Genomic DNA, 23,705 nt, shown 5'->3' with positions numbered 1-23,705 from the left:
TGATCCAGTCCCCATTCTGCGATGAATGAAGCATTGCTACACCCTCCTTCATTTATTGCACATTGTCTTCATGTGTGATCCGGCTCATGCTGAATGAAGAGCCCGCCGGGAACGGCAGAAGGAGTGCAGGACTGATGAAGATTGAAGCAGAGTGGATGCGCGGAGGAACCAGCAAGTGCTGGGTCTTCGAGACCGAAAATTTGAACGAAACCAGCATCGACCTCGACCAACTGCTGCCGCGCCTCTTCGGAAGTCCCGATTCCCGGCAAATCGATGGGGTCGGTGGCGCGACCTCCACCACCAGCAAGGCGATGATCCTGCGTCGCCCGTCAGACCCTTCCGTTGACGTGGAGTTCACCTTCGCCCAAGTAGGCATCGAGGAAGCCACCGTCGATTGGGGCAGCAACTGCGGAAACTGCTCAGCTGTAGTGGGTCTTTATGCCATCGAAAAGGGATGGGTCACCCCCCAGGGCGACACGACGCGGATCGTCACCCGCAATACAAATACAGACCAGCTCATCATCCAGCAGGTGGCAACTCCCTCGGGGGCCCTGCCCATCGTCCCGGACGCGCAGATGCCAGGCGTCGCCTTTCCCGGATTCAAGGTGGGCCTCGGCTTCCAGGATCCTGCCGGCAAAACGACCGGACAGCTGCTGCCCACCGGAACCGCAAGCGACACCGTGATGGCCGCCGGAAAGTCCTGGACCGTATCGATGGTCGACGCCGGCGCTCCTGTGGTTATTGTCCGCGCCGAAGATCTTGGACTGGACACTGCCCGTTACGACTCGTGGAAGGAAGGTGTGGAACAGCACCTGGACACCCTGGACACCATCCGCCGCCAGGGAGCAGTCCGGATGGGAATGGCGGCCACGCCCGCCCAAGCGGCCCGGGCCGTACCGAAGCTGGCCATCGTCGGCCCGCCCAGCGGCGCGAATCCTGACTCCGATGTCAACGTCATGATGCTTTCCATGGGCAAGCCGCATCCGGCCCTGGCCATCACCGGAAGCATCGCCTTGACCCTCGCCGCGCGGACACCGGGGACAGTGCTTAACGCCATCACAGGCGAAGCCGCACGCGCAGAACTGAAACTGAAGACACCCGCCGGTGTCATCGAAACATGGAGCGAAGAGCACCACGGCTCCGTTCTTGTCGGCGTTGACCGGACAGCCCGCAGCATCGCCACCAGCATCATCCACCTCCCGGAGACTCTCGGCAACGCCGTCGAAGCCTCACTGGAAACAGCCACTCGATGAGGAGAGAACACCATGGCTAAGACTATTTACCAACCAACTCCCGAGGCAGAGAGCGACATTCGTGACCAGCGTTCCAAGCGCCCCAACACACGCCGCCGTATCCTGCTGGTAACGGTTGCCGCTTCCGTCATCCTGGGTCTGGTCGCCATCCTGTTTGGGGGTGCGGTCTTCAACCCGGCGGCCACCCCGGAATCGGAGCCGACCATGACTGCCACGCAGATCATCCCGCTGGTCATCCTGGTGGTGATGTTCGTCGTCGCCACCAAGTGGCCGCTCAACATCGGCGTGATGGGGCTGGTAGCCTCCTTCGGCGTCGGCTACTTCGTCCTCGGCATGACCGACAAGCAGATTCTTGAAGAGTTCCCCGCCAGCATCGTGCTGACGATCATCGGCGTCACCTACTTCTTCAGCATGGCGCAGCGAAACGGTTCCATCGACATCATCGTCCAAAGCTGCGTCAGGATGGTCAGGGGCAAGACCATGCTCCTGCCGTGGGTCTTTTTCCTCATGGCCGCCGCCCTCACCTCGCTGGGCACCTTCAGCCCCGCCGCCGTCGCGCTGCTGGCACCCGCGGCACTGGGCCTTGCCTACGAATCGCGCATCCACCCCGTCCTCATGGGCGCCTTCGTCATCAACGGAGCCCACGCAGGCGGCTTCTCGCCCCTTTCCGTGGCGGGCGTCCTCGTCCACGACATCGCACACAAGAACGACTTTCCCATCGACCAAGGCGCGTTGTTCCTGGCCAGCTTCGCCCTCAACTTCATTCTGTCGGCCCTGACGATCGTGCTCTTCGCCCTCATGGGCAAGCTGCGCGACAAGCACTCCAACGAGTACGCCGGACTCGACACAGCCCGAATCGAGCGTCCCAGCGGCCAGCAGATCCTCACCTTGGCACTCATCCTGGCGATCCTCGTCTGCACCCTCGGCTTCCGCATGCCGATTGGCTTCGTGGCCCTCTCGGCAGGACTGTTGTTGGCCCTGGTCAACATCAAGGAGCACAAGACCTTCATTGGCGGCATCTCCTGGTCCACTGTCCTGCTGGTGGCCGGCATGATCACCTACGTTTCCTTGCTCCAGCACGTCGGCGTGATTGACACCCTCGCGGAGATGGCATTGGCACTTGGTGCGCCGCTGCTGATTGCACTGGTCCTCTGCTACGTGATCGGAGTCGGTTCGGCCTTCGCGTCCTCCACGGCGCTCCTCACCGCTTTCATCCCCCTGGCAGGCCCGCTGCTGGCGACGAGTTCGCTCAGCGCCTCAGGTACGGTGGCGGCTCTGGCCATCGCGGCAACCGTGGTGGACGTATCGCCCTTCTCCACCGATGGAGCACTGGTAGTGGCCAACGCCCGCGATGATGACCGCCAGCGCGTTTACAAGCAGCTCATGGCATACGCCGGCGGTGTTGTCCTGGTGGCACCGGCCCTGGCATGGGCGCTGTTGGTCCCCACCGGAATCATGTAGGCGGGAGCCGCACTTCAAGAAGTCGCCGGGAGCAGTCTCCCCGGCGGGCGTTTGGGAATCGCATTCTGCACACCATCGCAACAGGTAGCCCGAAGGACGGGCGCAGGAAGGGATGCCAGCGCAGCATGGGCAGGGCCACCACACGGTGGCCCTGCCCACGTCATGTCCGGGGAACGCGACAGGGGGATGCGGAAGAACCGCGATTAGCCTTCGCGTGCCCGCCGGGTGGCGGCGTCATTGGCCTTCTGCAGCGCGTTCACGAGCTCGTCCTTGCTCATTTTCGAACGGCCCTTGATGCCAAGCTGTTGGGCCCTTTCGTAGAGGTGCCCCTTGGATGCATTGGCATCCACTCCCCCAGCTGTCGGCGAGGTTGAGTCCACGCCTTCCACGGCGTGCGCATCGGAAGGACCGCGCTCGTCCTTGGGTTCCCAGTGGTCCCCGACTTTCTCGTAACTGTGCTTCAAGGAAGCAAAGGCAGTGCGTGCCGCCCGGCTGGCATCGTTGTCGTAGGATTCCATGGCCGAATCGTAGGTCTTGGCGAACGTGTCCTGGGCCTTCTGCTCCGAACGTTGCAATGTCGACGGCAGTTCATCTTTGCGGGCGTGATCATTCTTCCCGGTCTTGGGCATGGCCCCCTCCAACTTTCGGGCCCACAGGCGCCGGGCCGTTCCAAATTAGCTAAGCATGCTTAGTACTTTGGGGCAAGGTGCCCAACGAACTGAGCCCTACCGGGTCCTGGGGACAGAGTAGGGCCAGCCCAATCTCAGTGATGCAGCTGCATTCGCTGGAGTACTGTGGCCGAGATTTCCTCAACCGACATGGATGCGGAGTTCACGTACGGGATGTTGTTGGCCCTGTACATGTCCTCGGCGTTCCGGAGTTCGAAGGTGCATTGGTTCAGGGATGCGTAGCTGCTGCCCGGCCGGCGTTCCTGGCGGATCTGGCTCAGCCTGACCGGTTGCGAAGTCAGGCCGAAGCATTTGTCCGCGAAAGGCAACAACGGCTTCGGGAGCGCCAACACCTCGAAATCCTCTTCGACCAAGGGAAAGTTGGCGGCCAGGATGCCATGCTGCAGGGCAAGATACATGGTGGTGGGCGTCTTGCCGCAGCGCGAGGGGGCGATGAGGATCAGCTCAGCACGCTCCAGCGCGCGAAGGGACTGGCCGTCGTCGTGCTCGATCGCATATTCGACGGCGGCCATGCGGGACTGGTAGCGGACTGCATCCCCCACTCCGTGGGCCTGGCCAGGCTTGCCGTTGGCCGCAGAGCCGAGGGTTTGTTCCAGCTGCCCGATGTGCGTACCGAACAAGTCGAAGAACTGCCCGCGGCTTTGCGACAGCACGGCGCGGATGTCCTGCCCCACGGCAGTAGAGAAGATGATCGGCACGGGACCTGAGGCCGCCACTTTGTCGATCACGGCCACCACCTCGCGTGCTTGCTCAATGGTGGTGATGAACGGGATGGTGCGGCGCTCCAGCCGCTGGCCCGGAAATTGGGTCAGCAACGTGTTGCCCAGGGTTTCTGCCGTGATCCCGGTGCTGTCGGAAAGAAAGAACACCGTGGGGGCGGGCGCGGAGCCCGCCCCCACGGTTGCCTGATCTGCCATTTAGACCGGTGTGCTGGTGGTGCGGGCCAGACGCAACCAGGTCTCGGTGACGGCGTCAGGGTTCAGCGAAATCGAGCTGATGCCCTGTGCCAGCAGCCATTCGGCGAAGTCCGGGTGGTCGCTGGGCCCTTGGCCGCAGATTCCCACGTACCGCCCCTTGGCCCGGCACGCCGAGATGGCCAGCTCCAGGAGCTTGGTCACTGCCGGGTTCCGCTCATCGAAGCCGTCAGCGACCAAGGCAGAATCCCGGTCAAGGCCGAGGGTGAGCTGGGTGAGGTCGTTGGAACCGATGGAGAACCCGTCAAAGTACTCCAGGAACTCATCGGCCAGGAGTGCGTTGGCCGGCAGTTCGCACATCATGACAATTTCCAGGCCGTTCTCGCCGCGGCGCAGTCCATTGGCTGCGAGCAGGTCAATGACGCCGCTTGCCTCCTCCAGGGTGCGCACAAACGGGACCATGAGCTTGATGTTTGTCAGGCCCATCTCATTGCGGACGTACTTCAGGGCCTCGCACTCGAGTTCGAAAGCCTGCCGGAAGGACTCGGAGAGGTACCGGGAAGCTCCGCGGTAGCCGATCATCGGGTTCTCTTCCTCCGGTTCGAAGGCAGGGCCGCCGATGAGGTTGGCGTACTCGTTGGACTTGAAGTCCGAGAGCCGGATGATCACCGGTTCAGGGGCGAACGCCGCGGCGATGGTCGAAATGCCCTCGGCCAAACGCCTGACGTAGTAATCGCGCGGGCCCTCGTATGCTGCGGTTTTCTCCTGGATCTGCCGGACGGTGTAGTCATCCAGGGTTGCCGGACGCTCAATCTCCCCGGCGACAGCCAACAGGGCGTTGGGGTGGACACCGATCTGCCGGTTGATGATGAATTCGAGGCGGGCCAGGCCCACGCCGTGGTTCGGGAGCTTGGCGAAACTGAACGCCTGCTCCGGGGTCCCGACGTTCATCATGATCTTCACGGGAGCTTCTGGCATGGTGTCAAGGCTTGTCTCCTGCAGTGAGTACTCCAGCAGCCCTTCGTACACCAGCCCCGCTTCACCTTCGGCGCAGGAGACGGTCACAGGGGTGCCGTCCTTGAGGATCTGGGACGCGTAACCGGTACCGACGACGGCGGGGATGCCCAGTTCGCGGGCGATGATCGCCGCGTGGCAGGTCCGTCCGCCGCGGTCGGTGACGATCGCGGCGGCCTTCTTCATGATCGGTTCCCAGTCAGGGTCGGTCATGTTGGCCACCAGGACATCGCCCTCCTGGAAGGAGGCCATCTGGTCAATCGAGGACAGAACCCGTACCTGGCCGGCGCCGATGCGCTGGCCGATCGCGCGGCCCTCCACCAACACCGTGGAACGCTCGGTGAGCGTGTAGCGGGAGGTAACACCCGCGGCCTTGCGGGACTCCACAGTTTCCGGGCGGGCCTGGAGGATGTACAGCTCCCCGTCCACTCCGTCCTTGCCCCATTCGATGTCCATGGGCCGCCCGTAGTGACGCTCGATCGCCACGGCGTGGCGTGCAAGTTGCTCCACCTCGGCATCACTGAGGCTGAAGCGGCTCCGGGACTCCTGCGGCACGGGGATGAAGTCGACGGTCCTGCCAACCTGGTCGGAATCCGTGTACACCATCTGCACGGCTTTCCCGCCCAAACCGCGCTTGAGCACCGCCGGGCGGCCAGCAGCCAAGGCAGGCTTGTAGACGTAGAACTCATCGGGGTTCACCGCACCCTGGACCACGGCTTCGCCAAGGCCATAAGAGGACGTGATGAATACGGCGTCCGTAAAGCCGGTCTCGGTGTCCATAGTGAACATCACGCCGGAGGCCCCGACGTCGGAGCGCACCATGCGCTGCACACCCGCCGACAACGCGACTTCGGAGTGCGTGAAGCCGTGGTGGACGCGGTAGGCGATGGCCCGGTCGTTGTACAGCGACGCGAAAACGTCCTTGATCGCGAGCAGGATGTTTTCAATCCCCCGGATGTTCAGGAAAGTCTCCTGCTGTCCGGCAAAGGAAGCATCAGGAAGGTCCTCAGCCGTTGCGCTGGAGCGAACCGCCCAGGACACATCCCCGCCGTACTCCTCGGTGAGACGCTGGTACGCCGAACGGATTTCCTCTTCGAACCCGGCCGGGAACGGCGTTTCACGGATCAGGGAGCGGATCTCCCCGCCAACCTTGGCCAGGGCGGCCACATCGCCGCTGTCCAGACCCTCCAAAATGCTTTCAATCCGGGTATCAAGGCCTGACTCCGCCAGGAAACGGCGGTAAGCGTCCGCCGTCGTCGCGAAACCACCCGGAACCTTCACCCCCGCCGAGGCGAGATTTTGAACCATTTCCCCAAGCGATGCATTTTTGCCTCCGACCTGGTCAAGGTCGGACAGGCCAAGCTCAGAAAACCAAAGAACGTTAGTCATAAATTGTGTCCTCCATTGGGCACGCTCTGACAAGCGCTGAAAAAAACTAGGTCTTGCAAGGATCAGGGCCAAAGGGTCTGGATGCAAACAAATGTGATACTTGCAACAGTGATGCGGCGGCCAGGGCCGCTGGAGTGGGTTTGACTTGACGTTGGAGCTTCGGGGTGTGTTGCAGGCAAGGCAAGGTCAACGATTAAGTCCGACGAGTTAATCGTTCAGAGGAATCGCGCCCGCTGGCGTGCCAGACATCATCAAACACCTGAAGTGTCGAGAAATATCGGCCCGCCAATAGGTTCATGGGTAATTTCGATCCCCAGACGAGCCTGTCATATCCGCCGAGAGGCTGGGGCAACTGACGGGCACGAGTCAGTTACCGGAACCGGATGCCTTTCCTGGTCCCGGTGGACAGCCTCGACTTCCCGGACAAGGGCAGCCACAGCGGGTTCACCGGGTGGCCCACGCCCGTTCCTGGCGGGCGTTGTCCAGAGATCACATAAGCGTGTAGGTGGCCCGGCCGTGATGTGCATCGAACTTCGATCGCGGGCCGTACTCCTTTTAGTCGACTTACCGCGCACAACGCGCAGAAACATAAGCGCGTTCCACGCACTCGTGCCATGATGGTAGGGAGCACCCCATGCAGCCATGGGGTGCAGGCCAGCAAACGACACGAGAGGAGCGGCGTGGCTTCCGTATTTGTACAAGCCGACGATTTCTCCGGTGCCGCCGAGGTTGGAGCCTGCTTTGTCCGCCACGGACACACCGCGCAGGTTCTTCTCGGAACGTCCGACGACGACGTCTCCACGCGGGGAGATGTCACCGACGTCGTCATTACAGACACCCACTCACGCGGACTGCCGCGGTCAGCGGCCGCCAATGCAGCCGCGCAAGCCTTCTCCAGCCCCGCCGCAACGAATGCCGGGATGGTGTTCAAGAAGGTCGACTCACTCTGGCGCGGCAACATCAGCGCTGAGATCGCGGCACTGAGCCAGCTTGGCTACAGCGTTGTGGTGGCCGGCGCACTGCCCCAGCTCAGACGCTCGGTCCAGCATGGGAAGCCCTTCGTGGATGAATTTCCCTTGGATCGCACCGACCTCTGGCAAGCAGAGCAGGGAACCCCGCCCTCGAGTGTTGCCGAGCTGATCCGCCCGCAGGCTCCAGGATCCGTGCACGGAATCGGGCTCGACCAGGTTCGCTCCCAGCTGCTGGACGCCATCCTGACCGATGTACTCGACGCCGAGAGCCCCTCAGTAGCAGTGGCGGACGGAATGTCCGTGTCCGATCTCGAAAATGTGGTCGATGCCGTGATCACGCTGGACTTCACGTGCAGTGACCGTCGGATAGCGCTGGTCGGAACCGGCGGCCTAGCCGAAGTGCTGGCCCAGCGGCTGGCAACACGCAATGCGCGAAACGCGCAATCCGTGGCTACGGCTAAGCCGTCCATCCCGAAACGGCAGGAAGCGCCTACACCGGTTCTCGCCGTCGTCGGTTCCGCCTCTCCTACCGCGCAAAGCCAACTGTCGGAGCTTGCCGAGGACGGCTTCATGGTCATCCGGCTCGATCCCCGCGCCACGGGGCGGTACACATCGCAACTGGAGGAAGCCCGGCATGCGCTGCGGGCTACCAGCAACGTGGCCGTGACCCTGCAGCAAGCTGATGTGGACCCGGGCAGGGCGATCGGGATTGTCCGGGCGATCGCCCGGTTTGCTGCCGACGCCGCCCGAGGACTTGGGCCTGACCTCATTCTGACCGGGGGCGAGACAGCCCGTGAGGTGCTGGATGCACTGGGCATCCGCTCCATGGTTCCGCTGGCGGCTGTTCAACACGGCGCAGTCCTTGGCCTCGCCAACGACGGAACCCTGGTGGGAACCAAACCCGGAAGCTTCGGTGACCACCAGGCGCTCAGCCAGCTCCACCACGAGATACAACAGCGCCGCGGCCGGCCCGCGGGCGTTCCTCCCACACCTTTTGCCCTCCGACTTCCACACAACCTGGAGCCAACATGACAACTCCCGCAAGTACCGCAACCGAGCAACAGTCCCTCCCCGTCGTCGCCGTCACCATGGGCGACGGCGCCGGCGTGGGACCCGAGGTGGTGGTGGCTGCCGCGCTTGATCCGCAAAGCAACGCCGAGTGCCGCCCCGTGATCATCGGCGACGCATTGCGGCTACGGCAAGCGTCGGACATCCTGGGAGTGGAGGCGGACATCCAGCCGATCGCCACCGTTGAAGACGCGGTCTTCGCTCCGGGCCGGGTTAACGTGATCGACCTGGCGCTGCTCCCCGAGGACCTCGCCTGGGGCAGGCTCTCCCCCGTCGCCGGACATGCAGCCTACGAATACATCAGGGTAGCCAGCGAGCTCGCCATGGCCGGACGTGTTCAAGCCATCTGCACCGGGCCGCTGAACAAGGAGGCGTTGCACGCCGCCGGGCACATCTTCCCCGGCCATACGGAATTGCTGGCCCAACTGACGGGCACGGAAGAAGTATCGATGATGCTCTCAACGCCCAAGATCCGCGTCATCCACGTCACTACCCACATCGGGCTGGCCGATGCCATCCGCAAGATAGAACCAGGATTGGTGGAGCGCACCATCCGCCGCGGACACGAAGCCCTGGTCCGGGCCGGGGTGCCCGAACCAAAAATCGGCGTATGTGCCATTAATCCGCACGCTGGGGAAAATGGCCTTTTCGGACAGGGCGAGGAAGCCGAGAAGATCGAGCCCGGCGTCAAGGCGGCACAAGCTGACGGAATCAACGCGGTCGGCCCCTTGCCCGCCGACACACTGTTCTTCCTGGCCGGACGCGGAGACTACGACCTCGTCGTAGCGATGTACCACGATCAAGGGCACGGCCCTGTCAAGGTTCTCGGAATCGAGGCCGGCGTCAACATCACAGTGGGCTTGCCTGTAATCCGGACCTCGGTGGACCACGGCACCGCTTTTGATATTGCCGGCAAGGCAATTGCCGATCCCCGCAGCATGGTCGAAGCACTGCATCAGGCCGCCGAGATGGCGACCCGTCCCAGCATGGCTGTGTAACCGATTGTCGCCCTGTAGGGCAGTTAGCATGGTTAGCACTGTCACGGTAAGGAGGCCTGGGAATGCTCTCAGCAAGCGCAAGGCGCGAGGAGATCTATCACCTTGCCGTAACCACCGGCCTGGCGTCGGTGGAAGAACTGTCGGCCCGGTTCGACGTCACCGCCTCAACTATCCGCCGGGACCTGGCGTTGCTGAATTCGCAGGGTCGCCTCGCGCGAACCTACGGCGGGGCCATGGCACTCGGGGCACATCCCGAAGCCTCCCTTCGGCAGCGCACCGGCGAAGCATTTGAACAAAAGCACGCCATAGCGCGCTGGGCTGCGGCTGAAGTCCGGCCCGGGGAAAACATCCTTCTCGACGCCGGCTCAACAGTTGGTGCTTTGGCTCACGAACTGCGGGGGTTCGGCCCGTTGTCCGTGACGACTCCGGGCATCAACACCTTGCAGGAATTGGCCGATTCCGAAGGGATAGAGGTGGACTGCCTGGGTGGCCGGCTACGCACCGTCAGCCAGAGCTTCGTTGGCCCCCTGGCCGAAGTGGCCTTGGAGCGAATGAGTTTTGACCGCGTTTTCCTTGGGGCTGACGCAGTCACCGCTGAGGATGGAATCTGCGAGGCGGACCATTCCCAAACGCGACTCAAGGAACTCATGGCGCGGCGGGGCAACAGTGTCTATGTTCTGGCCGATTCTTCCAAGCTTGGTCTTCGTCCCTTCCATGCGTGGGCCCGGCTCGCCGCACCGTGGACGCTGGTGACCGACGACGGCGCCGACCCCAAGGAAGTCAGCAAGTTCGTCAGCGCAGGTGTGCAGGTGCAGGTCGTGCCTGTCGATTGATGCTGCGGTGGGCGCCTGAGCCGCGCATACTTTCGATACTGTAATCAGATGCTCATCGAAATTGCTGCCGCCGAAGGCACTGCCGAGGCCTTGCTTGTCCGACCATCCTCCGGGGATGGCGAGTTCCCGGGAGTTGTTTTCTATATGGACGCCTTTGGTGTGCGTCCCCGCATTGAAGAGATGGCCCAACGCATTGCGGATTGGGGATATGTCGTGCTGGTTCCGAACGTCTTCTACCGGGAGGGATCCATAGCCGAGCTCGCTCCCGCAGGCGACATGACAACCACCGAGGGCAGGGAAGCCGCGGGCAAGGACGCATTTCCACGGGTCGGTCGCCTTACGTCGGACAAAGCACTGCCCGATATCCAGGCATGGGTTACCGCAATCGCCGGCCTGGACGGTGTAGCACCCGGACCCATCGGGACCACTGGCTACTGCATGGGTGCCCGTTTGGCCGTCCGCACCGCCACTTCACACCCGCAGTTGGTTGCGGCATGTGGCGGTTTCCATGGCGGCGGCCTCGCGACCGACGCTCCGGACAGCCCCCACCTGGGCCTGCCCGACGCCCGTGCCCGGTTCGTCTTCGGGCACGCCGACCATGATCCCAGCATGGCCCCCGAGGCGGTGGCGCGGCTCGGTGCCGCTTTGGATGATGCCGGGCTCAAGGCCTCCAACGAAATCTATGCCGGGGCACCGCATGGCTACTCGATGGCTGACACGTCCGCCTACCATCCGCAAGCCACTGAGCGGCACTTCGAAGAACTGCGGGCCCTGCTCGAGGACACCCTCAAGGGTTGAATCATTTGCAGCCCGTGAACCCTGGCAACACTGCCCAACTTGCGGAGCATCTGCGCCGCAGGGCCCTATCCGGGAACCGCCTGATCGTTGGGTTGGCCGGTCCCCCGGGCGCCGGCAAGTCCACCATTGCCGAAGGCCTCAGGCGGCACCTGGGGCGCGAATGCGCCATTGTGCCCATGGACGGGTTCCATTTGGCGAACGCCATTATTGAGGGTACCGAACTCAGGGAACGGAAAGGCGCCATCGATACGTTCGACGTCGGCGGTTACCTCTCGCTCCTGGCAAGACTTCGGCTCAACGAGGAAGACGTCATTTACGCGCCAACATATCGCCGGGGACTCGAAGAACCCATTGCGGCGTCCATAGCTGTGCCACGGCTGACAGAAATTGTCATCACGGAAGGCAACTATCTGCTTGCGGGCGACGGACCGTGGGCTCGGGTCCGGAGTTACCTCGACGAGGCCTGGTTCGTTGAACTCCCATCGGAAACCCGCATATCACGGCTCATCCAACGGCACGTGGATTCCGGGATGGAGCCTGCCGCGGCCGAAGCCTGGGCAAAGGGACCTGACGAGGCAAACGCAAAGTACGTCGAGTCGACGAAGGCTTCCGCCGACCTCATCATCACGTGTCCGTGAGCAGGATCAGGCCAGCCAGCGCCACCAGCGCGGCTGGGCCGGTTCCGGCGTCGTATCGGGTTCCGGCTCCGGTTCCTCGCCCAGGGCCAGTGCAGCCTCGACGATATCCTCCGCAGTAAGGGTCATCACGGACTCACGGTCGAGCGTGTCCAGGCTTTGGTCCTCATCGCGTGACAATCGCAACGCCTGACGGTTGAGCGCCTGCTCGAACAACGTGCGCGCGAACCGTGCGTTGCCGGAATCCTCCCCGGCGTGCAGGCCGGTGAGGATCCGGCGAAGCATCTGGTCCGCATCCGGCTCCAGTACATACTCGTGCTGGGACAGCATTTGGTGGAAAATCGTGTCGAGCTCATCCACGGTGTAGTCCGGAAACGTGATCTCGCGGGCAAAGCGGGAGCGCAGTCCGGGATTGGAGAGCAAGAAGGCTTCCATGAGGCGGGGATAGCCGGCCACGATCACTACCAGGCGGTGCCGGTGATCTTCCATCCGCTTGAGCAGCACTTCGATTGCCTCGGGGCCGAAGTCCATCCGGCCCTCCTCGGGCGCCAGGGCGTAAGCCTCGTCGATGAAGAGGACCCCGTCCAGCGCACGCCGGATCACCCGGTCCGTCTTGATGGCTGTGGCACCCACATACTGTCCCACCAGGCCGGAGCGGTCCACCTCCACCAAGTGGCCTTTCTGCAGCAAACCAACTGCCCGGTACATCTCTGCCAGAAGCCGGGCCACCGTCGTTTTGCCCGTGCCGGGGTTTCCGAGGAACACCAGATGCTGGGATGTGGCCACCTCCGGCAGGCCGTGCGACTTACGCCGCGCCTGGACCTGCAGGAGGGCGACCAGGGCCCGCACCTGTTCCTTGACGGTTTCAAGTCCGACCAGCGAGTCGAGTTCAGCCTGCACCTCGGACAGCGGGCGTGCAGGACCCGGGCGGGCGCCGATGAAGTCGCCCACCAGGTCGTCCACACGCTCGGAGCCTGGCAGCTTGAGCTGGTTGGCCAGATGACCAATCGTCTCGCGCAGGTCATCGAGCGGATTGCGGCTGGCGGCCATGCTAGCTCGGCAGCTCCAGCTGGAATCCACACTGGCACCGGAGCACCTTGGTTCCTACGTTGACCACCGAGGGGTCTTCATTGGGCTCATCGGTGGACAGGGGCGCGTAAATGCTCTTGATATTCGAACCCATCAGCGACATCGGCTCTCCGCAGTGGAAGTATTCTCCAGCGAAACGGAGCAGTCCATCCAAGGAACGCGTCCTGTTCAGTACCGCTGCGACATCACGGAACCGTGCCGCGTGCAGGTAATTGCCTTGGCACTTCCGGCAGACGTAACCTACCTGGACTTGAAGCTCGCCAGGATGCGGCGGCAGTGACTCGATGGATTCGATGGCAACATTTTCATTGGTCCCGCAGTGCAGGCAACCGAGGGGGCGCATGTCTTGCGTCAGTCGCGGAAGGCTTGGACCACCTATTCCTTGCATGGCATCTCCGAGGAGTCGGCGGGGCTGCCGGTCAGCGCCCGGACAGCGGGACGAAGGATTCATCCCGCTACAAGGACACCACTACTAAGGCTACTTAGCAATACCGTAGTCTTTTTTCGTTACTTCTTCGCCAGGTATCCGGGCGGTCCGCCAGGTGTCCAAGGCAATCACCGCGCCGAGCACCACCAAGGACAGCGACACGGATGCCACAGCATCGGTGAGCCAGTGATAGCCGAGGTAGATGCGGCTGACGGCCGCGAGGAAGACTCCTGCTGTGGCGACAATGAAACTAACGACGGCGGCCCTTGGGTTGCGGTAGCGGGAGAACACCAGGAACGTCGTGACGAGCAGGAAGTCCGAGGCGCCAAGAACATGCCCGGACGGAAATGAGAACGTCGTGTCGACGCCGAACAGCATCTGGCTGACCGGCGGGCGCTGCCGTTGTACCGATCGTCCGATGATCTGCGCCAGGGCCACACCTGTGAGCATCGCTGCGGCCAGCAGCATGGGCCGCCAGGCGTGCTTGGCCAGCAGCCCCCAGACGAGCGTGAAAACCAGGACGATGATGGGCAGCGCTACGGGCCCGAATATGACGGCAACCACGATCATGACCAGCGTAAGCGGTTCGGAGCGCATCGCCAACAGCGCACGCTCAGCCACGGCATCGTCCAAGGCCAGGCCACCCTGCTGCAGGACACCCGCGAGCGTAATGAGGAAAGCAATCAAGCCAGCCGCGGCCAGGACGGCTGAAGTCACATAAAGAGCCTTCCTGGCGCGGGGGTCCATGAAGCGCTCCTCCACCACAAACTTCTCATGGAACATCCGCCCCCAACCCTTTGTCGGCTCAGTTTTTCCTGGCATGTTCAACTCCCCGGTGCATTGCGTCGCTTCCTGCGGACGGACCGGACCCGCCAGATCACCACTGCTGCCAATGCAAGGGCAACGGCGACGGCGGTGATGTCCCTGCCCACGACCTTGGCGACTACTTCGTAGGAATTCCCGGCCAGGTAGCCGAGCAGTACGAAGCCGACGCCCCAGACCAGTCCTCCGGCAGCGTTGAAGGCCAGGAAGCGTGGATAGTGCATCCGGGATGTGCCGGCCAATGCCGGCATCACGGCCCGGAAGAACGCGACGAATCGTCCCAGGAAAACGGCGGCTCCCCCGCGGCGCCGCAGGAAATCCTGCGCCTTGCCAAGTTTCTCGCGGTGCCGCTTGAGAGCACGGCTTTCCAGCAGGCGGGTTCCTGCGTGCCTCCCGACCTCGTAGCCGACGGTGTCGCCGATGATCGCAGCCAGCACCACCAGGGCCACCATCCAGGCCAACTGCACCTCACCGCGGCTGGCGATGACGCCTCCTAGAACCGCCGCTGTTTCTCCCGGGATGACGAAACCGAGGAAGAAGGCGTCTTCGGCGAACACGAGCAGCGCAACGAGGGTGTAGGCGAGCGCCGGGCTGACGCTTAGAAGGCCATCAATGAATCCACCCATAGGCCCCACCACCTTCCTCTTTCTTATGGAGTTCTTAAAGTCCCCGGCCCAGAATCGAATAAAACGATTCGTTCTGCCGAAGGTTCCCATGTTTCTGCAATCCACGCCACGCCCCCAGCCTGTTCAACAGCTGCCGGTACCCAAGCACTGGTTGATTCTGGGGCTGGTTCTCTCGGCGGTGGTGATCTGCGCCGGCTTGACGTTGAGGTTTGTCCCCGGGCTTACTGAGGCCGAATTGGCGGTCGATGAGGACTTCAGCACGCACCACACGGCAGTTCTCACGGGCGTGGCTTTAGCCCTCAACGTTCTGTTCAGCCCGCTGGCCGGCGCACTGATGTTGACGGTCGGCAGTAGTTATCTCCTGCTGGTGCGGCGGTCGCTCCCCAAGGCGGCCCTGTTCACCGCTGCGGTGGCATCCGGCTGGCTGACCTGCCAGGTGTTCAAAGTGGCAATCGGCAGGATCAGGCCTGACCCGGCCCTCTTGTTCGATCCCTTGGTGCCGGAGCCGGTGTCCAACAGCTTCCCCAGCGGTCACACCTCTTTGGCCGTTGCCCTCACTTTGGCGGTGTTCGTCACGCTTCGGGAAACGAAGTGGGCCAAACCGTCCCTTTGGGCAGGCATGTTCGTGGCGGCAGTGGTCGGCTGGTCCCGTGTCTACATAGGGGCCCACTACCCTCTGGATGTCGTGGCATCGTTCCCTGCCACCATTGCAGCGGTCCTCATCGTGGCCGGAATGTGGAACCGATACGCACCGGGCCTGCTGACCAAAATTCAGTACCGGTCCACCTCCCAACGTACTCTCCAGCGGAAGAAGCCCTGATGAACGCCCTCGTCCTGGAGTCTGTAAGTCACACCGAGCTGATACCTGCCTTGGACCCAGCCGCCCTGCTGCAGGGCCTTGGGCCAGCAACCTTGGCCGTAGTGGCACTGATGGTCTTCATCGAATCCGGAGTCCTGTTCCCGTTCTTGCCGGGTGACTCGTTGTTGTTCACCGCAGGCCTCCTTCACCAACAGTTGGACCTTACGTTGCCTGTGCTGATAACTGTGGTGACCGCAGCCGCGATTGCCGGCGACCAAGTCGGATATCTGCTGGGGCGCCGCTTTGGGCGCCGGTGGTTCTCCGACGATGCCCGGGTCCTGAAGACCTCGCATCTGGCAAAGGCCGAAGACTTTTTCCAACGCAGAGGCGGCCCCGCGCTGATCCTTGCCCGTTTCGTACCGGTCGTGCGCACATTCGCTCCCCTGAGTGCCGGCATGGCCCGGTACCACTACAAGTCATTCGCCCTGTGGAATGTCACTGGCGCAATACTTTGGGCCGGCTCCGTCACACTGCTTGGCTCCTGGCTGGGTCATTTCGAGGTTGTCGCAAAGAACATCGACGTCATCGCCGTAGCCATGGTGCTGGTCTCCGTCCTGCCATGGGGCATCGAATGCCTTAAGCGCAGGCGCGCCCGCACGGCAAAGTCTTCCTCCACGCAAGAATAGATCCGTGACCACTGATGCCAAACTGTCGCTCTTGCTGGTGGAGGACGACCCCGCCCTCGGACCATTGATCGCCGAACTCCTCCAGCCCGACTACCACGTGCACGTTGCCGTAGATGGCCGCGAGGGACTGGAGCAAGCAGTGGCACGGAATTGGGATGTCATGGTGATTGACCGTGGACTACCGGTAATGGACGGCATCGCCTTGATCGCGGCCCTGCGTTCCAAGGGGATCGCAACCCCTATCCTCATCCTCACCGCCCTTGGGGCCGTTGACGAAAAGGTCCGGGGCCTCGACGCCGGCGCCAACGACTATATGACCAAACCCTTCGATGCCATGGAGCTCGCCGCCAGGCTCAGGGCGCTGACCCGCAACTACCGCCAGGTTCCCCGGACCATCCCCATCGGAGACTGGGAACTGGACCCGGCAAACAGGTCCATACGCTCGCTTCACGGTTTCCTCGCCTCTCTGACGGCCACTGAGTCAGAGTTGCTTTTGGTCTTGTCCTCCGAGCCGGAACGCGTGTTTACGAGGGAAGAACTCCTGGTTGCCACACACAGCCAAGGCGAACTACCCGGCGTCGTGGACACCCATGTCCATCACCTTCGCCGGAAGACGGCCCGATCAATCATCAGGACCATTCATGGAGTGGGATACCAGATAGGTGAAGCTGATGACTGAGCCTTCATTGCCATCACGCCAGGACCAGGCAACCCTCCGCAAAGCCTCGCAAAAGATCGCTTTGCGGATCAGCGCCGCCTGCGCCCTCCTTGTCCTTTGCCTCCTCGCCGCAGCCACAACCTATGTGCTCAACCAAGCCGGACAACCGGAACCCCTCGAAGCCGGGGCTGTCTACGCCTACCTAGATACCCAGGACCTGATCAAAGCCATGGTCATCGCCGGAATCGCAGGGGTTGCCTTGGCCGGTGGCGTTGGCTGGCTCAGCGCCCGAAGCGCCATCCGTCCCCTTGGCGAGGCCCTGGCCCTCCAACGACGCTTTGTCCAGGACGCAAGCCATGAGATGCGCACCCCTTTGGCCATTCTTGATGCACGCATCCAGCTGGCACAACGCAGTACGACTCCCGATTCTCCGTACGGGCGTCAATTGTCGAGTATCCGGTCCGACACCGCTGCCGTGACGCACATCGTCAACGAACTCCTGGAGTCAGCTACGGGGTCCGCCCACGAACCGCTGGCCGTCCCAACGAACGTCGCCGCTGTTACGCAGGACGTCGTCGAAAGCCTGAGTCACTTGGCCGCGGAGCGCGGCATCCGGCTGGAATACACAAGCAGCGGACAGCCCCAGGCCCTCGTTGCCCCGCAAAGGCTCCACCGTGCAATTCTGGGGTTGGCCGAGAACGCCCTGGCCCACACGCCCGCTGGGGGGCACATCGCCGTCGTTGCAGCCGCCAACAAACACCACGCAACCATCACTGTGACCGATACCGGCCCAGGTATCACTGGCATAAACCCGGACCGGATCTTCGACCGCTTTGCCCGAACATCAGAGGAACGCGCGGGGAACCAGCCACGCAGCTTTGGCATCGGTTTGTCCTTGGTCCGCGAGATCGCCGTCGCCGCGGGCGGCTCCGCCGAAGTCCTCTCCACCGGACCACGAGGTACCTGCATGAGAATCACGTTGCCGGCAGCCACCTCACACTGATACAGCCCGCTGAATCACGGCGGCGCCAACCTGGTCTGTTCATTACTGTTCAGCTCAACATCATTTGCTTGACCCGCTGACTCCCGTGGCCTTTCATGGAACCAACCTGATCCGGGGCTGTCCCAAGCCGTCCGGATCACACCCCCTACACCCCCCCGAAGCACTTCGCTGTGCCCGGATTCAAAGGTGAACCATGGATGCAACTCCCTCGACAGGCCCGGCACTAACCGACAAATCCTTCAGCCGCAGGTCCTTGCTCCTCGCCGGATCGGCTGCAGCCGCTTTGCTCGCGACTCTTCAGGCTGCACCTTCCAAAGCTGCCGCCAACGACGATCCGTTCGCCGTGGCCAGGCAAGCGTGGAAAGCAGGGATCGTCGGCTTTGGTTACAACCCCTCAGATCCTCCGATAGCATCGCGGCTGGCCTCTGTGGCCTCAACGGCCACGAAATGGCAGTCATCGATGATCACTGGAACGACACGGACCGCCCTGTGGGCAGATCTGCCGTTGGGCGCCAAATCCGCCAATGTCGCTTCACATGCCCGCCGACTCCGCGACATGGCCATCGGGTGGGCCGCTGAGGGATCCCCGGCTTACGGCAACAGTGGACTGCGTGCTGCCATTATCGATGGCCTCGACTGGTTCACCTCCCACGCCTACACTGCCAATACCGCGCCCTACGACAACTGGTATGAGTGGATGATTGCCACTCCCCAGGCGTTGAACGACACCGCTGTGCTCATGTTTGAGCAGCTCGCGCCGGCGCAGATCACCGCGTGCGTCGCCGCCCAGAAACAGCAGGTGCCGCAGATGCCGACCACGGGCACCAAAGCCGCTGCCGCCAACCTGGCGCTCATAGCCGATGGCTTCAGCGGGCGAGGGGTCCTCGCTGGGGAGCTGGACACAGTGAAAGCCGCTTTGTCCAGCTTGGCATCGATCCTGGCCTATGCCCAGCCTGTTGGCGGCACCGTAGGCCTGCTGAATGGCGGCAATGTGGGCGCGATCAACGGTGGTTCCGACGAGGCAGCCTTCTTCAGCCACGATGGTTTCTATCCTGACGGTTCCTTCATACAACACGGGCAATTCACGTACGTCGGCGGCTACGGTTCCAGCTTCCTCAGTTCGCTGGTCGCCACCATCACCCGCACGGCTGCCTTGGGCACCCCCATGGACACCTCGATTGTTTACACCTGGATCCACGAGGCTTTCGAGCCATTCCTATGGAACGGCCTGGTCATGGACACAGTCCGGGGACGTAATGTGGCCTTCTCGGCCGGCGGCGACCACGACGCCGGGCATGGCATCCTTTCCGCCTGCCTGCCCCTGCTTGCCAGCGCCTCCGGCGCAGAACGGCAACGTCTGGCTTCCATGCTGAAGCAGGAACTGGCCGCGGACACGGCACACGACCCAACGTCCGCGTTTTCCCTCGCCTCGCTGGTCGCCGCAAGGACGTTACTTGCCGACAATTCCGTTGCAGCCAGGGGCCCGCTGGTGAAGACGCAGGTTTTCGGCGCCATGGACCGCGTACTTCACCGCACGGAAAGCTACGCAGCAGCTGTGGCCATGCACTCCCTGCGGATCTCGAACTACGAGACGGGCAACAACGAAAACCTCGCCGGTTGGTACACCGCAGACGGGGCCCTGTACTTGTACACGAATGACCTCACCCAGTTCGGCAACGGGTACTGGTACACCGTGGACCCCTACCGGATTCCCGGGACGACCGTGGACCGGGTGGAAAGAAGCTACACCAATGTGCCCTGGCGGGCCGAGTACCACAACCCGGACTATTGGGCAGGTGGCGTGACTGCCGGCCAGTGGGGTGCAGCAGGGCTCCGTTTGAGGGCCGAACAGCCCTCATCCCTGAAGTGCCTTAAGTCCTGGTTCTTCTTCGGCGAGCAGGTTCTGTGCATGGGCGACGGCATCAGCGCCGCGGCGGGTCGAACTGTCGAAACAGTTCTGGAGAACAGGCGTTCGACGTCGGTGGCATCGGCCGGCGTCACGGTTGACGGGCGCGCCGTGGCCGCCGTCGAAGAAACAACCGAGGCTCTACCGGGCGCTCGCTGGGCGCATCTGGAGGGGGTTGCCGGCTTTGTATTTCCCACCCCGACCGATGTCCACGCACTGCGCCAGAGCCGAACCGGAAAGCTGGCCGATATCAGCCCCAACCGTTCATCCCCAGCCGCAAGCAACACTTTCTCCACCCTTTGGCTGGACCACACCGCATCCGGAACCGAGTCGTACGCCTACATCGTCCTGCCGGGAGCAAACGCAAGTGCCACAGCCCACGTAGCTGAACAATCTCCGGTTCGTGTCATCGCCCGGACCGCAGTTGTGCCGCAGCCTTCTTCGAGGCCGGAGCCGCGTCCTTCGTGACGGCTTCCCAACCCTGTGCCATAGCCGTGGAGGAACTGGCGGACCAGCTGGTAATTACCCTCAGCGACCCCACCCAGTTGTCTTCTTCCATCGTCCTGGAACTGGACATCCGGCCGAGCGCGGTTTTATCCGCAGACCCCGGCGTTGAGGTGTCCCGCCAGAACGGCAGGACACGGATTACGGCCGACGTCAACGGAACCCTGGGAGCAAGCAAATCGGTCAGGCTGCGTTATGTCCTCACACCGGAGCTGGTGTCGGAACGACTGAAGGACATGAACAAGGCAGGCTTGCTCAGCAAAGAGCCCTACAAGCAGTTGGACGAAGCCGTTGCGGGGATGATCGCTCCGGCACGAAAGGGCTCCGGGGCCTCGTTCCTGGCAATTGTTGAGGGACTCAAGTCCCTGATTGATGCCACGACGTACCGGGAACTGGAGGACCTGGGCTCCCGCCTGCTTGCACGGTTGCCCTGAGTTCCGGCAGGATCCAGCCCGGAATGCTTACACTTGAACACAAAGGAAACATGATGAACACCTTCTAATGCACACCGCGAGAGGCCGGTCCGGATGCTGTCGGAAAACCGCAAACACCTCATACTCAGGGAACTGGCGCTCAAAGGCTCCCTCAATGCCTCGGAGTTCGCAGCCAGCATCGGGACCTCAGGAATGACGGTCCGCCGGGACCTTGCCATCCTCGAGAAACGGGGACTGGTGGAACGGGTGCACGGAGGGGCAGTCGCGGTTCCCGAGGCCTCCGTTGCCCAGCAGCCTTCCCCGGTTCCCGGCAACCGCTCCCCGCAACGCGGGGCGGTTGCCACCATCGGGATGATCGTACCCTCGGCTTCGTACTACTTCAGCGGTGTCATTCGTGGTGCAGAGACCGCGGCAAGGGAAGCGGGCGTTCGTTTGATTCTTGGCGTCTCCAACAACTCAAGCACCGAAGAACAACGGCAGCTTAGGAGAATGCTGGATCTCGGCGTCGACGGGATACTGGTGACGCCCAGCGAGGCCTCTCTCTCGAATACCCAAACGCTGGAGCTGTTGGCGGCTGCGGCGGTTCCGATCGTCGTCGTGGAGCGATCCATTGAAGACACCCTCGATCGCGGCAATTTCGAGTGCGTGCGAAGCGACCACGCGCAGGGTGCCCGGATCGCCGTCGCCCATCTCCAGGAGCTCGGGCACCAAAGGATCGCCTTGTGCCTTCGGGAGAACAGTCCAACTGCTCCGCCGTTGATCGAGGGATTCGGTCAAGCAATGGAAAAAGCCGGACCCCGGACGCACTTGGCATCGAACATGGTCCGCACCATGTCGCGCGCCCGGAACGATCCCCAGGCCCATCATGAGCTCGTTGCCGACATTCTCGATTGGTGCTTGCGGGAGAAGGTCACCGCCGCCATTGTGCACACGGATGAAGACGCTTTGCAGTTCGCCAGCATGTGCCAGGAGCGTGCCATCCAGGTCCCGGAGGATTTCGCGATCATTGCCTACGATGACGAGATAGCGGCGCTGGGGACCACACCCTTGACTGCCGTAGCGCCGCCCAAGTTCGACGTCGGACACCAGGCTCTGACGATGTGCGCGAACCGGGTCATCTCCCGGCGACCTGGCCCCGCTGCGCGGCAACGGGTCAACCTGTCCCCTACCCTCGTAGTCCGCAACTCGACGCTGCCGGAGGGGAGAGAGCTCGAGCCGGCGTTGCGGTCGCAGGATTCACGCAGCTGAGCATCGGCATTCTGTTCATTCCTGTTTACTTCGTAGCTGCTTGTTCATCTCTGTTGATTCAATGAACTTAGTCAAGTGCAGCACGCACTCTCCGACTTCGCATCGTGAACTTCGAAGGAGAACAGAATGAAGCGACGCCAGCTTCTGCTGGGAGCCGCCAGCCTCATGGTCAGCGCGGCCTTGGTATCAGGTTGCGCCAGCACACCAGCTGCCAGCCCCGCCCCCGGTCCCTCCCAGGACCCCAGCGGCACCATTACCTTCTGGTCCTCCCTGGCAGGCATGGACAAAGTGGCCGCAGCCTTCAACGCCAGCCAGGACAAGGTCAAAGTCAATTTCGAAACCGTTCCCAACGGCGCCGGCGGCGGTTACGCCAAACTGTCGACGGCGATCACAGCCGGCAACGGCCCGGACGTTGCAACCATCGAATACCCCCAATTGCCCCAATTCGTCAGCAACGGACAGCTTCAGCCATTGGACGGGTTCATCGACAAATCAGCGACTGTGGACAAGCTCAGCGATGGCACGAAGGCCCTGGTGCAGTTCGGTGACCAGACCTATGCGCTGCCCTACGATGCCGCACCAATGATCATGTGGTACCGCAAGGATATGTTGGACAAGGCAGGCCTGGGCGTCCCGAAAACCTGGGACGACTTTGAGGACGCGGGCAAAAAGCTGAAGGCCGTGGCCCCCGGCGCCCACTTGGCCAGTTTCAATCCCAACGAGGCCTCCTTGACGGCCGCACTCGCCTGGCAGGCAGGCGCCAAGTGGTTCGGCACCGAGGGGGACAGCTGGAAAGTCGGCGTGGATGATGAAGCCACGCAGAAAGTCGCCACGTACTGGCAAAAGCTGATCGACCAGAAAATCGTTAAGGTCCAGCAATCTTTCAGCGATGAGTGGTCGGCAGACTTGGCCAGTGGCGCCGTCGTCGGAGTCCTGGGTGCCAATTGGAGCGCCACCGGCATCCAGAAGCGCACCGAAGCCAGTGGCCAAAAGGGTCAGTGGATCGCCGCGGAAGTGCCTAACTGGGGTACTCCTGCCGATGCCTTCTACGGTGGCTCCAGCTTCAACATCACCAAGAGCAGCAAGAATCCCGCAGCGGCTGCCAAGTTCATCGAGTACTTGTCCACCAACCCCGACGCCATCCAGGCCCGCGGGAACACCGGCTCGGCCTTCCTCGCGTTCCCGGGATTGACGCCCGTGGCCCAGAAGGCCTTCGATGCCAGCTACTTCGGCAACGACATCTACCAGGTCTTCGACAAGGCGTACTCCACCATTACCCCGGGCTGGCAGTGGGGACCCAATTGGGACATCACCAACACCGCCCTGAAGGACGCATACGGCAAGCTGACCACAGGCGGAAAAGTCAAAGACGCCGTTGAGGCAGCCCAGGACGCTACGGTAGCCGGACTCAAGCAGAGCGGCCTCTCCGTCAAGGAGTAGGCCCGCATGGCAGGGAGGCCCGGGACCCAACCCGCCCCGG

22 protein-coding genes are annotated in these 23,705 nt (G+C 62.7%); 15 read left to right on the top strand and 7 right to left on the bottom strand.

The window, feature by feature from the left end; all coding sequences use genetic code 11:
- Positions 1–134 precede the first annotated feature (134 nt).
- Positions 135–1,253: a PrpF domain-containing protein gene (locus N5P29_RS10235; RefSeq protein WP_262278456.1), complete on the top strand. Its 1,119-nt coding sequence runs from the start codon at positions 135–137 to the stop codon at positions 1,251–1,253.
- Between the two features lie 12 nt (positions 1,254–1,265).
- A complete protein-coding gene (locus N5P29_RS10230; RefSeq protein ID WP_262278455.1) occupies positions 1,266–2,714 on the top strand; it encodes an SLC13 family permease in 1,449 nt (482 codons plus the stop codon).
- 203 nt (positions 2,715–2,917) lie between these two features.
- Here N5P29_RS10230 and N5P29_RS10225 read toward each other — a convergent pair whose 3' ends face one another.
- From N5P29_RS10225 to ppsA, 3 genes are all read right to left on the bottom strand, one after another.
- On the bottom strand, positions 2,918–3,343 hold the full coding sequence (locus tag N5P29_RS10225; RefSeq protein WP_262278454.1) for a ChaB family protein: 426 nt from the start codon (positions 3,341–3,343) through the stop codon (positions 2,918–2,920).
- Positions 3,344–3,477: 134 nt separating this feature from the next.
- Positions 3,478–4,320 carry a pyruvate, water dikinase regulatory protein gene (locus N5P29_RS10220; protein WP_262278453.1) on the bottom strand — a complete coding sequence of 281 codons (843 nt, stop codon included), beginning with the start codon at positions 4,318–4,320 and terminating at the stop codon, positions 3,478–3,480.
- On the bottom strand, positions 4,321–6,720 hold the full coding sequence (gene ppsA, locus N5P29_RS10215) for a phosphoenolpyruvate synthase (protein WP_262278452.1): 2,400 nt from the start codon (positions 6,718–6,720) through the stop codon (positions 4,321–4,323).
- Positions 6,721–7,400: 680 nt separating this feature from the next.
- On the opposite strand from ppsA, the gene N5P29_RS10210 reads away from it, so the two are divergent.
- The 5 genes from N5P29_RS10210 to N5P29_RS10190 all read left to right on the top strand — a co-directional run bounded on the left by N5P29_RS10210 (position 7,401) and on the right by N5P29_RS10190 (position 12,026).
- The gene (locus tag N5P29_RS10210) at positions 7,401–8,723 is read left to right on the top strand and encodes a four-carbon acid sugar kinase family protein (RefSeq protein ID WP_262278451.1); all 1,323 of its coding nucleotides are present in this window, start codon (positions 7,401–7,403) and stop codon (positions 8,721–8,723) included.
- Positions 8,720–9,757, top strand: coding sequence for a 4-hydroxythreonine-4-phosphate dehydrogenase PdxA (gene pdxA, locus N5P29_RS10205; protein WP_262278450.1), 1,038 nt, complete (start codon positions 8,720–8,722; stop codon positions 9,755–9,757). The genes N5P29_RS10210 and pdxA overlap by 4 nt, the downstream gene beginning before the upstream one ends.
- Positions 9,758–9,819: 62 nt before the next feature.
- Positions 9,820–10,590 (top strand): DeoR/GlpR family DNA-binding transcription regulator, encoded by a 771-nt coding sequence (locus tag N5P29_RS10200; protein ID WP_262278449.1) that lies wholly within the window; start codon positions 9,820–9,822, stop codon positions 10,588–10,590.
- Between the two features lie 48 nt (positions 10,591–10,638).
- On the top strand, positions 10,639–11,388 hold the full coding sequence (locus N5P29_RS10195) for a dienelactone hydrolase family protein (protein WP_262278448.1): 750 nt from the start codon (positions 10,639–10,641) through the stop codon (positions 11,386–11,388).
- Positions 11,385–12,026 carry a nucleoside/nucleotide kinase family protein gene (locus N5P29_RS10190; RefSeq protein WP_262278447.1) on the top strand — a complete coding sequence of 214 codons (642 nt, stop codon included), beginning with the start codon at positions 11,385–11,387 and terminating at the stop codon, positions 12,024–12,026. The genes N5P29_RS10195 and N5P29_RS10190 overlap by 4 nt, the downstream gene beginning before the upstream one ends.
- A 6-nt stretch (positions 12,027–12,032) precedes the next feature.
- Here N5P29_RS10190 and N5P29_RS10185 read toward each other — a convergent pair whose 3' ends face one another.
- The 4 genes from N5P29_RS10185 to N5P29_RS10170 all read right to left on the bottom strand — a co-directional run bounded on the left by N5P29_RS10185 (position 12,033) and on the right by N5P29_RS10170 (position 14,987).
- Positions 12,033–13,073: an AAA family ATPase gene (locus tag N5P29_RS10185; RefSeq protein WP_262278446.1), complete on the bottom strand. Its 1,041-nt coding sequence runs from the start codon at positions 13,071–13,073 to the stop codon at positions 12,033–12,035.
- A gap of 1 nt (position 13,074) precedes the next feature.
- Positions 13,075–13,455 carry a hypothetical protein gene (locus N5P29_RS10180; RefSeq protein WP_262278445.1) on the bottom strand — a complete coding sequence of 127 codons (381 nt, stop codon included), beginning with the start codon at positions 13,453–13,455 and terminating at the stop codon, positions 13,075–13,077.
- A gap of 135 nt (positions 13,456–13,590) precedes the next feature.
- Positions 13,591–14,361: a phosphatase PAP2 family protein gene (locus N5P29_RS10175; protein ID WP_262278444.1), complete on the bottom strand. Its 771-nt coding sequence runs from the start codon at positions 14,359–14,361 to the stop codon at positions 13,591–13,593.
- Between the two features lie 2 nt (positions 14,362–14,363).
- Positions 14,364–14,987, bottom strand: coding sequence for a DedA family protein (locus N5P29_RS10170; protein WP_262278443.1), 624 nt, complete (start codon positions 14,985–14,987; stop codon positions 14,364–14,366).
- Positions 14,988–15,075: 88 nt separating this feature from the next.
- Here N5P29_RS10170 and N5P29_RS10165 point away from each other — a divergent pair, with 88 nt between their 5' ends.
- The 8 genes from N5P29_RS10165 (at position 15,076) to N5P29_RS10130 (ending at position 23,665) form a co-directional block, all read left to right on the top strand.
- Positions 15,076–15,807, top strand: a complete 732-nt coding sequence (locus N5P29_RS10165) for a phosphatase PAP2 family protein (protein WP_262278442.1) — start codon at positions 15,076–15,078, stop codon at positions 15,805–15,807.
- Entirely contained in the window at positions 15,807–16,472 is a 666-nt protein-coding gene (locus N5P29_RS10160; protein ID WP_262278441.1) for a DedA family protein, read from the top strand. Before N5P29_RS10165 ends, N5P29_RS10160 begins: the two co-directional genes overlap by 1 nt.
- Positions 16,473–16,476: 4 nt before the next feature.
- Positions 16,477–17,151, top strand: coding sequence for a response regulator transcription factor (locus tag N5P29_RS10155; RefSeq protein WP_262278440.1), 675 nt, complete (start codon positions 16,477–16,479; stop codon positions 17,149–17,151).
- Complete coding sequence (locus tag N5P29_RS10150; protein ID WP_262278439.1) at positions 17,144–18,133, top strand: sensor histidine kinase; 990 nt, start codon at positions 17,144–17,146, stop codon at positions 18,131–18,133. Before N5P29_RS10155 ends, N5P29_RS10150 begins: the two co-directional genes overlap by 8 nt.
- Positions 18,134–18,326: 193 nt before the next feature.
- On the top strand, positions 18,327–20,507 hold the full coding sequence (locus N5P29_RS10145; protein WP_262278438.1) for a polysaccharide lyase 8 family protein: 2,181 nt from the start codon (positions 18,327–18,329) through the stop codon (positions 20,505–20,507).
- A complete protein-coding gene (locus tag N5P29_RS10140; RefSeq protein WP_262278437.1) occupies positions 20,504–20,977 on the top strand; it encodes a hypothetical protein in 474 nt (157 codons plus the stop codon). The genes N5P29_RS10145 and N5P29_RS10140 overlap by 4 nt, the downstream gene beginning before the upstream one ends.
- Before the next feature lie 93 nt (positions 20,978–21,070).
- Positions 21,071–22,225, top strand: coding sequence for a substrate-binding domain-containing protein (locus tag N5P29_RS10135; protein WP_262278436.1), 1,155 nt, complete (start codon positions 21,071–21,073; stop codon positions 22,223–22,225).
- A gap of 126 nt (positions 22,226–22,351) precedes the next feature.
- Positions 22,352–23,665, top strand: a complete 1,314-nt coding sequence (locus N5P29_RS10130; protein WP_262278435.1) for an ABC transporter substrate-binding protein — start codon at positions 22,352–22,354, stop codon at positions 23,663–23,665.
- Positions 23,666–23,705: the final 40 nt, after the last annotated feature.

The organism is Paenarthrobacter sp. JL.01a, from assembly GCF_025452095.1.
Taxonomy (GTDB): domain Bacteria; phylum Actinomycetota; class Actinomycetes; order Actinomycetales; family Micrococcaceae; genus Arthrobacter.
This window is presented reverse-complemented; position numbering and strand designations above follow the sequence as displayed.